Origin of the sequence: Streptomyces sp. SPB074 (assembly GCF_000154905.1) — a bacterium.
Classification (GTDB): domain Bacteria; phylum Actinomycetota; class Actinomycetes; order Streptomycetales; family Streptomycetaceae; genus Streptomyces.
Genome location: NZ_GG770539.1, coordinates 4444064 through 4453829, shown reverse-complemented (window position 1 = coordinate 4453829; position 9766 = coordinate 4444064). Strand labels below are relative to the sequence as shown.

Sequence of the window (9766 nt, the reverse complement as noted above, 5' to 3'; positions counted from 1 at the left end):
CCGGCAGTCCGGCCCTCCGCTCCCGCGGCCCCCCGGCCGCGGACCCCGCTCCCCCCGGCCGGGGACCCCGCTCGCCCGCTCCCGTCAGGCGAGCACCGCCCTGATGTCCGCCCCGTTGGCCCGCGTCACCTCCCACAGCGTCCGCTGCCGCTCGTGCACGTCCGCGACGCTCGCCGCGTGGTCGGCGAGGAGGCCGCGCGCGGCCGAGGTGAGGTGGTCGGCGAGGTGGCGGTCGTGGACGCTGACGCCCCACTCGGGGCGGTCGATGTCGGCGAGGAAGTACGCCATCTTCGGGTGCGAGACGAGGCTCAGGATCGGGGTGCCGCAGCCGAAGGGGATCATGCCGGCGTGGCCGCGCATCCCGATCACCAGGCGGGTCCGCGCGTACGCCGCGCGGATCTCGTCGTTGTCCCAGTCGTACATCGGCAGCACGGGCAGCGAGATGCCGTGCGTGCGGCACAGGTCGTGCGCGAGGCGTTCGTCGTCGAGCGCGTGCGCGGCGATCCTCACCTGGGCGAGGGCGCCGAGGCCCCGGACGGCGCGGGCCATCTGGTCGAGGAAGTACGGGTAGTCGTGGCCGAAGCGCAGGCCCGCGCGGTCGTGAGCGGCGTTGAGGAGGATCGTGTCCTCGCGTGCGACGGGGTCGGTCCAGCCCGGCACGAGGTGGCGGGTGACCGTCGTCGGGCAGGGCTGCCAGCGCACCCGCTCGCGCAGGTGCGGCGGGAGCAGCGCCCGTACCTTCTCGACGGAGCCGTGGTTGCGCAGGCCGAAGAACGACGACTGCTCGGCGAGGAGCCGCAGGCTCTCGTGGAAGCGGCGGTGGCGGTAGGACTGGCCGTCGAAGGCGTTGAAGCCGACGGCGTGCACGATGACGGGCACGTCGATCGCGCGCAGGTGCTCAGGGGGTACGTTCCACTGCCAGCCGCTGTTGCCGTTCGGCGCGGTGTCGGGGATGAAGAGCCCGCCGCCGCCGCCGATGACGAGCCCGCGCCGCCGGTTGACCTCGGCGAGCGCGGCGCGGTCGAAGAGGCGGTGCGCGTGCAGGGAGTGCCAGCGGCGTGCGGAGGTGTCGGGGTCGAGCGCGAGGCGCACCGACTCGGGGAGCACCTTGTCGCCCGCGTTGCCCTGCCCCTCCATGTAGAAGGCGACGTGGGCGAGTTGTTCGTGCGCGGGGCCTTCCGGCCGCGGGGGCAGCGAGGCGCCGGGGGCCGCGTGGCGGGTGCGCCGGTGCCAGATGCGCGAGGCACGGTGCGTGGGATCGACGGCGAGACCCTTCTCCGCGTGCGCGTGGGCCTCCTCGTCGCGGTGGTGTATCCAGGCGATCTGCGCGAGGCGGCTGCAGGCGGTCGGGGCGCGGTGCGGGGACGCGGCGGCGAGGTGGAGGTGGCTCGTGGCCTCGGCGTAGCGCGAGACGCTGAGCAGCGCGTGCCCCAGCACCTCGTGCGCCCAGGCGTCGTGGACGGGGAGGCGGACCGCGCGCAGGATCTCGACGGCCTCCTCGAAGTGCCCGGCGCCGATGTGCGCGGTGGCGATCCTGCGGGCCGCGTCCACGTCGCCGGTGCGGTGGACGTACGGGGTGCCGAGGTGGACGAGGAGATCGGGGTGCTTCGCGCCGGGCAGGGCGAGGTACGCGTCCTGGAACTCCCGCTCGGTCAGGTGGAACTCGCGCCAGCGGGCCTCGGCCTCCGCGTAGCCGTGCTCGCCGCCCTGCCAGGGCTTGTGGCGGCCGGTGAAGTGGAGGACCGCGGTGTCCTCGGGGACGGGCTTGTCGCCGGAGAGGCGGCGCTTGACGAAGTTGTAGCGCGCGGGCAGGCGGACGAAGTCGCCGTCGAGCACGGCGTTCAGGATGCCCTGGTCGTGCTTGTCGAGCTCGTAGCTGCCCGCGAGGCCCGTCTCGTCGATGCGTTCGCAGAAGGCGTCCGAGAGGAACTCCCGCTGGATGACGAGGAGTCCGCTGTTCAGCTTCTGGGTGCCGTGGAAGAACTGCCGGACGGCGGCGAGCCCTTCGCGCAGCCGCAGGAGTTCGGAGAGGTCGTCCAGGACGACCATGTCGGTGTCGAGCGTGATGATCGTGTCGTAGTCGCGGACGCGGAACACGTCGAGGAGGAAGTACGCCTTGCGGACGAGGTAGTTGTTCTGGTCGCCCTTGGCGTAGGCGTCGTAGCGGGCGGCGTCCACGCGGCGCGGGACGATCCGCGGGTGCAGGGCGCGGATGCGGGCGAGCGAGGCGGGGCGCAGGCCGTCGTGGAGGACGAGGAAGTCCTCGCAGACCCCCGGGTTGCTCAGCGCCAGGGAGCGGAGCAGGGCGAGGAAGCCGGGGAGGTAGTTCTCGTCCACGAAGCTCGCGAAGGCGACGCGGCGCTTGCCGGTGAGGTCGCGCACGTCGTCCCCGGCGGCCTCGCGCACGGGCACTGCGGGGGTGTGGGCGGCGGGCGGGGCGGCGGAGGCGGTGGAAAGGGACATGGCGGGGTGGGTCCTCAAGTCTGCGAGAGCGTACGGGGGGGTGCGGTCGTCGGGCGGCGGGGTCAGCGCAGGCTGATCTTGTGCCCGGTCACCTTCGTCGCGCGGTCGAGCACCCACGTCTTCTCGTCGGCGTACTCGTGCACGGAGGTCACCGGCATCCGCATGGCCTCGCTCGTGCGGTAGGCACCGCTCTCGTAGAAGTCGAAGCCGATGAGGTCGATGACGGGGTTCACGTCGAGGAAGTCGAGGAGGAAGAGGGTGTTGAAGCCCGTGGTGGGGATCGCGGGCCACTCCTGCGGGCCCACTTTGCCGACCTCGCGCAGCGGCCAGCGCAGCGAGTCGTCACCCAGGTGCTTCTGGGCCCCCGGTACGAGCCGGTTGCGCAGCGAGGACCGCCAGGCGCCCACGTCGCCGCCGAACACGAGGCGGGTGTCCACGCGTTGGTCCCAGTTGAGGGCGTGCTTGTGGATCGTGACGTGGATGTCGGTGCGCGCGCCGGTCGCCGCCGGGTCGATGCGGTAGGAGTTGAAGCGGACCACGAGGTCGTAGGCGTCGATCTCCGCGCCGAGCGAACCGGAGCCCACCTGGCCGGAGTTGGCCACGAGGCACACCGAGCGTCCGGCGATCCGGTTGCGGAACTCGCCGAGCGAGATCCACGTGGTGTCGCCGAAGACCGGATCGGCCACGGGGCCGCGCCGCCGCGAGCGGGCGAGGTCGGCGTAGTGGGCGAGGAGGGTGTTGAGCGCGGTGCGCGGGTCGTCGGCCTCGTCCCCGGGGGCGGCGGTGTCGGGCCCCGGGGCGGTGACGCGGCTGTCGAGGTCGTGGAGGCCCACGTCGAGCGAGCGGCCGAGGGCGTCCTGGAACTCGCGCCACTCGCCCCGGTCGGCGAGCCCGAGCAGCGGCCGAAGATGAACCTGAGGGTCTGGCTGTGCGACCTCACCTACACGCAGCAGGCCGTGTCCGCCGAGACGATGCCGCAGGCCGTGGCCGGGCTCGCGACCCACGCCGCGACCGTGATGGATTTCAAGCACGTGCCCCAGGTCTTCAAGTTTCCCGAAGACCTGGCGAAGGCACTGGAGGCACACGGGGCCCCAGATGTGATCGGGTTCTCCCACTACATCTGGAACGCGCACCTGTCGATCGGCATCGCCCGCGTCATCAAGGAGAAGTTCCCCAAGACCGTCGTGGTCATGGGCGGCCCGCACTATCCGCTGCTGCGCGCCGACCAGGTCCAGTTCTGGTACCAGCGGCTCGCCGGGGCCGTGGACTTCTACGTAGACGGAGAGGGCGAGATCGCCTTCGCAGACCTGCTGCTCCACCTCAACAGCAAGCCCGCGAGCAAGGTCCTCGACACGATCCCCGGCGTGCACTCCCTGTCCGCCGACCGCCGGGACGTCTACACCCCTCGGCCACGCAACCGCATCCGCGATCTGGCCGATGTTCCCTCGCCGTACACGGCCGGGATGCTGGACCGCTTCTTCGATCGCGGCGGCGTGCCGACGATCACGACCACCCGCGGCTGCCCGTTTTCCTGCGACTTCTGTACCGAGGGCCAGCACTACTTCTCGAAGGTGGCCAAGCGCCCGCGCGCCGAGGTCGAGGCCGAGCTGCACTACATCGGCCGGAGGATGGCGCCGCTGGTCGCAGCCGGCACGGCGCGCAGCGAGCTGCTGATCACCGACAGCAATTTCGGCATGTTCCCGGAGGACAAGCACACCTGCCAGGTGTTGGCCGAGTGCCAGAAGCTCTACGGCTGGCCACGCCTCGTCAACGTGACCACAGGCAAGAACCAGCGCGAACGGGTCCTCGACGCAGTGGCCCAGGTACCGGGCACCATCAGCCTGTCAGGGTCCGTGCAGTCCCTGGACACGGACGTGCTGGCCGCCGTGCAGCGCAAGAACATCTCCGCCGAGAAGATGATGGAGATCGCTCTCCAGTCGGCGGAGGCCGGAGCCCAGTCCTATAGCGAGGTGATCCTCGCTCTGCCGGACGACTCGAAGAAGAAGCACTTCGACACCCTGCGCGGGCTGATGGACGCCCGCTTCGACCGGCTCAACATGTTCCAGCTCACGCTGCTGCCCTCCTCCCAGATGTACGCACCGGCGTACCGGCAGCGGTGGGGCCTGGGCACGAAGTGGCGGGTCATGCCACGCTGCTTCGGTCGCTACACCATCCTCGGCAAGGAAGTCCGGGCGGCCGAGCTGGACGAGGTGTGCGTCGAGCTGCCGAACATGTCGTACGAGGAGTACCGCGAGTGCCGGGTGATGGACCTCTTCGTCGCCTCGCTCTACAACGGCGGCGTGTTCGGCACGGTCCTGGCCATGATCCGTGCCCACAAGGTCTCCCCGATGGCCTGGCTGGAGGAATGCCACAGCCAGGAACATGGTGAGGAACTGACGCGGGTGATCAGCGAGTTCCTGGCCGAGACCGACGAACAACTGTGGGACGAGCGCCAGGACCTCATGCGGTACGCCCCGGCGAACGTGGACCGGTACATCGCGGGTGAGCTGGGCAACAACCTGCTCTACACCTACCGGATGCGGATGATCTCCGAGGCTCTGGAGGATCTGGCTGACGTCGCTGTGCGAGCCGCGCTCGCCGTGCTGCGCCGCGCCGGGGCCGCGACCGGCAGCTCATCGCTGGTCGCCCGCCTCGTCCGGGAAGGAGCTGCGTACCACCGGTTGAAGCTGTCGCAGGTCTTCACCGTCGAGCCGCCCGGCGTGCTGGAACAGATCGCCAACTTCAACATCGACCTCCTCCTGGAGGATGCGCGGGCCGCTCAGGAGTCGCCCGACGTTCGCCGCTACCGGCTGCCGACCCCGATGGTGCGGACGTTCGTCCTCACTGATCGGCAGCGGGCCACCCTGCGCACCTACGTGGGGGAGATGGGGGCGACGGCGGCCGGGTTCGGCTGGCTCCTCACCAAGGTCAGATTGCCTGATATCGTCCGGGAGGTTCGCATGACCGCCGTCGGCTCCGGCTCGTCGGATGCGGAGCCCTCACGATCGGACCCCGTCACGCCGTGACCGTTGACGCCCTCGCCACCCGTTTCGCCTCCTTTCGCCGTCCCTTCAAGCTGATGGTGACGGGAGGCGGAACGGGTGGGCACACCTATCCCGCCCTGACAGCGGTCCGCGAGATGCAGACCGTCATGCACCACCACGGGGCGAGCGTGGACGTCCTATGGGTCGGCACCGCCACCGGGCTCGAATCCCGCGTCGCTCCTGCCGAGGGCATCCCCTTCGAAACCGTGCCGACCGGTAAGCTACGCCGCTCCAGCAACCCGATGAAGATGATCAATGCTGAGAACATGCGGGACATGGGTCGCGTGCCCAGGGGCGTACTGGAGGCCCGGACCATCGCTCGCCGCTTCCGGGCCGACGTGATCCTCTCCACCGGGGGATACGTCGCTGTCCCCGTCGGGTTTGCTGCCCGCGCGACGAAGACTCCGCTGATCATCCACGAGCAGACCGTCCGACTTGGCCTCGCCAACCGGGTCCTCGCCCGCTCCGCGACCGCCGTCGCGCTGTCGTCGGAGAACTCACTGAGCCTTCTCCCCGACTCCGTCGCCGCTACCGCTGTCGTCACCGGCAACCCTGTCCGGCCAGCCGTGCTCACCGGCGACCCCGCCAAGGCCATTCCCGCCCTCGGCATGACCGGATACGACCCCAACTTGCCCACCGTCTACATCACCGGCGGAGCCCAGGGCAGCGAGCAGATCAACGGCGTGATCCGTGAAAACCTCCCTTGGCTGCTGTCCGTCGCCAACGTCATCCACCAGTGCGGGCCGAACTGGGTGGAAAAGTCCCGGCAAGCAGTTGCGGGGCTGCCGCGCCAGCTCCACGGCAGGTACTGGGTGGACGGCTTTGTCGGTCCGGAGCTGCCCGACGTCCTTGCACTCGCCTCCGTCGTCGTCTCGCGCAGCGGCGCCGGAACCGTCTCCGAGCTGACGGCGCTCGGCAAGCCGTCCGTCCTCATCCCCCTCGCCACCTCAGCGGGCAACGAGCAGGAGCACAATGCGCTTCACCTCCAAGGGGCCGGGGCCGCTGTGGCGCTGACCGGAGACGGGGCCACCGCCGCCGCGCTGCGGGGCGCCCTGGAGCCTCTTCTGTCCGATCCACAGCGCCGGGAGACGATGGCGGGAGCGGCGCGCTCAATGGGTAAGCCCGACGCTGCGCACAGGCTGGTCGAACTCCTGCTGAGCGTCGCGCTCAATCAGAGCCGCTGAAACAACGGCAGTAGGGGAGCAGCCCCACCGCACATGGTCGGTGGGGCTGCGAGCCGTTCCTGGCTCCGTCGCGAGCACTTGATCACGGCATCCGCACGAGCCCAGCAGACGGAACTGCTAACCGCCGTGCTGCAAAGAGCCAGGCTCCCTCGAACCATGCACCGTCTTGAGGGTGATGGGCTTCCGCCTCCGCCTGCTTGGGGTGCTGACCAGTGCAGAGAACGGGGTCACCTCGGCGGGCTCTGGCTCCTGGGGCTCGCTTCGGGGCCTCTCGGGCAGGCCCAGGGCCCCCAACACCTCCTGCCGCTCTTTGGGGGTCATGTGGGCGAACAGGGATGCAACACGGACGAGATCGGACACGACGCCCCCTACGCGCTTGCCAACGACAGCTTCAAGGCGAACCCGAGGAAGACGACCCCGGCTGCGGAGGTAGCCCCCGCACTGAGCGCCTTGCGCTTGCGGAAGGCCGCTGCGAGGCGAGCGCCGCTGAGGATCAAGACCGACAGGTACAGAGCGCTCGCGACCTGGGCAAGGAAGCCCAGGAGGATGAAGCCCGGGAGCGGGTTTGACGCTGGAACGAACTGAACGAAGAAGGCGATGAAGAAGAGGATCGCCTTCGGGTTGAAGAGGCTGATCACGAAGGCCCGGCGGAAGGGGCGCTCGCGCTCGGCGGACGGCGACTCGCCCGCCGCCTCGGCGGCCCGCTCCCTGCGGGTGCGCCACAGGGCGAGCGCGGAGCGGATCATGCCGTAGGCGAGCCAGGTGAGATAACCGGCGCCCGCGTACTTGACGACCGAGAACAGCACCTCGTTCGCCTGGAGCAGCGAGGCGACGCCGGCCGCCGAGAGCGTCATGAGCACCGTGTCCCCGAGGAACACCCCGGCGGCGGCCTTGTACCCCGTCCGCACTCCGCGCCGGGCGCCCACCGAGAGCACGTAGAGCGAGTTCGGACCGGGCAGCAGGACGATGAGGGCCACGCCCGCGAGGTACGTGGGGAGGTCTGTGACACCGAACATGGCGGCAGTGTCGCACGCCCGTACGTATCCGGACAGACCCTTCCGGCACGCGGACACGGGCCCCACGTCGCTCGCCCGACGTCAGCGGCGCATCGCGCACGGGAGCGGGTCCTCCCGCCCGGCGGCGGCCCGTTCCCGCGTTCCGTCGTGACGGTTCGTCCCTTCCCGGCCGGGGAAGTCACAAAGGGGCCGGACGACGAGGGGGATGCGGATGCGACACGGATCGGCGGTCGCCGCGGGGGCGTTGGGCGTGCTCGTGCTCGCGGGCTGCCGGGTCGAGGGGGTGGCGGCGCCCGGCGCTTCCGGTTCCGGGGCGCCCGGCTCCACGGCCCCGGCCCGGACGAGCCCCCCGCCCGTGAGCCCCGCCCCGGCCCGCACGAGCCCCGCACCCACCCGTACGAGCGCTCCGCCGCCCGCCCCGCGCACCAGCGCCCCTCGCGCCAGCGCCCCGCCGCCCCGTACGCCGCCCCCGGCCACCACCCCCGCGCTTCCCCGCAAGGGGCAGCGCACCGCCGATGTGCGGGCGCTCCAGGCCCGGTTGTGGTCGCTCGGGTTCTTCCGGCAGCAGCCGACCGGGTACTTCGGGGAGGTGACCGCGCGGGCCCTCGCCGCGTTCCAGCGGGACCGGGGGCTCGGCGCGAGCGGCGTGCTCGACGCCGTGACGTGGGGGCGGCTCAGGGCGGCCGGCCCGGCGCCGACGAAGGCCGAGCTGTACCCGGAGACGACGCTGCCGCCCACCGATCCCGACCCCCGCTGCCGCACCGGCCGCGCGCTGTGCGTGAGCAAGAAGAGCCGGACGCTCTCCTGGATGGTGGACGGGCGCGTCGTCTCCGTCATGGACGTCCGCTTCGGCTCCGCCTACACACCGACACGCGACGGCACCTTCAAGGTCTACTGGAAGTCGCGCGACCACGTCTCGACGCTCTACGACACCCCGATGCCCTACGCGCTCTTCTTCAGCGGCGGCCAGGCCGTCCACTACTCCCCCGACTTCGCCGCGCGCGGCTACGCGGGCGCCTCGCACGGCTGCGTCAACGTCCGGGACAAGGCGAAGGTCGCCGCGCTCTTCGACACGGTGCGCACGGGCGACAAGGTGATCGTCTACTGAACATCCGCTCAGTATGTGCCGGGGCGCGGACGGGACCGGGGGAACGTGTCCCGCCCGCGCCGGTGGCAACGAGCCGGTGGTACGGGGGGAACCCCGGCTCGTGCGACAGCCGATGACCAGTCGGCTCACTTCTCTCTGCGCCGAGGGCGCGAAAAGTGTCACACCCCGTTCGCGCACGCCCCCGCGCGGCGGGTTCAGGGAAGCCCTGGGCCTTCGCCGGCGGGCGGTTCCGTCGGGGCCGGGGAGGCCGAGGGGGACGGGGATTCCGGTGGTCCGGGCGGTGTTGACGGGGCGTCGGTCGGCGGTCGCGGTGTCGCCTCGTGCGGGCCCCGGGTCGGGGACGCGCTGCCCGGGCCGCGCGGCGGAGAAGCGCTCGGACTGCCGGGCGGCAGCTCGTAGCCGTACGTCGGGTACGAGGTCGGTAGGCCGGGCAGCCCGGGGAGACCCGGCAGACCCGTGGCGTCCGGCGGGTCCGTGGCGTCCGGCGGGCCGGGGTCGTCCCGCGAGCCGGGCAGGTCGGGAAGGTGCGGGAGGTCCCGGGGCTCGGGGAGGGTGAGGGAGGGCGTCACCGGGGCGGGGGCCGACAGGGCGGGGCTCGGGACGTGGGTCCGGCCGCTCAGCAGCCTCTCGCAGTACGCCTCGATCCCTCCCGTACCGCCCGCGAGCGCCGCGAGGCGCCGTTCGGTGTCCCGTTCCAGGCGCCCGCGCAGGTGCGCCCGGCAGGCGGTCGCCGTGCCGGAGGCGCGCGGGCCGCGCGGATCGCCCTGCGGCGAGAGGGTCGTGGACGGCGGGGCCGGGCTGGGGGCGAGGAGTTCACCGGCCGGGCCGGGGACCCCGGTGGTGCCGGGGGTCGCGCCCGCGGGCGGGCCGGGCGGCGCGTCCGTCCCGGGGTCGCCCGGCCGGACCGTGCCCGGGAAGCCGGGGAAGGGCGCGAGCGCCCCGCTGCCGGCC

At 71.7% G+C, this 9766-nt stretch carries 6 protein-coding genes and 1 pseudogene; 3 read left to right on the top strand and 4 right to left on the bottom strand.

The genetic code is table 11. From position 1 onward, the window contains the following. Positions 1-84: 84 nt before the first annotated feature. Both SSBG_RS18710 and SSBG_RS18705 read right to left on the bottom strand, forming a co-directional pair. Positions 85-2463 (bottom strand): glycosyltransferase, encoded by a 2379-nt coding sequence (locus SSBG_RS18710; RefSeq protein ID WP_008747638.1) that lies wholly within the window; start codon positions 2461-2463, stop codon positions 85-87. Positions 2464-2525: 62 nt separating this feature from the next. Next, entirely contained in the window at positions 2526-3296 is a 771-nt protein-coding gene (locus SSBG_RS18705) for a glycosyltransferase family 29 protein (RefSeq protein WP_234010585.1), read from the bottom strand. Here SSBG_RS18705 and SSBG_RS18700 point away from each other — a divergent pair. Further along, positions 3285-5489 (top strand): B12-binding domain-containing radical SAM protein, encoded by a 2205-nt coding sequence (locus tag SSBG_RS18700; protein ID WP_234010584.1) that lies wholly within the window; start codon positions 3285-3287, stop codon positions 5487-5489. The genes SSBG_RS18705 and SSBG_RS18700 overlap by 12 nt on opposite strands. After that, on the top strand, positions 5486-6691 hold the full coding sequence (locus SSBG_RS18695) for a UDP-N-acetylglucosamine--N-acetylmuramyl-(pentapeptide) pyrophosphoryl-undecaprenol N-acetylglucosamine transferase (protein ID WP_008747635.1): 1206 nt from the start codon (positions 5486-5488) through the stop codon (positions 6689-6691). The genes SSBG_RS18700 and SSBG_RS18695 overlap by 4 nt, the downstream gene beginning before the upstream one ends. Before the next feature lie 368 nt (positions 6692-7059). On the opposite strand, the gene leuE is transcribed toward SSBG_RS18695, so the two are convergent. Then, on the bottom strand, positions 7060-7707 hold the full coding sequence (leuE, locus tag SSBG_RS18685; protein WP_008747633.1) for a leucine efflux protein LeuE: 648 nt from the start codon (positions 7705-7707) through the stop codon (positions 7060-7062). A gap of 211 nt (positions 7708-7918) precedes the next feature. Between leuE and SSBG_RS18675 the strand changes: the two genes are divergently transcribed. After that, positions 7919-8815 (top strand): L,D-transpeptidase family protein, encoded by an 897-nt coding sequence (locus SSBG_RS18675; protein WP_234010583.1) that lies wholly within the window; start codon positions 7919-7921, stop codon positions 8813-8815. 194 nt (positions 8816-9009) lie between these two features. Here SSBG_RS18675 and SSBG_RS30280 read toward each other — a convergent pair. After that, positions 9010-9766: pseudogene (locus SSBG_RS30280) on the bottom strand (hypothetical protein); the annotation flags it as partial.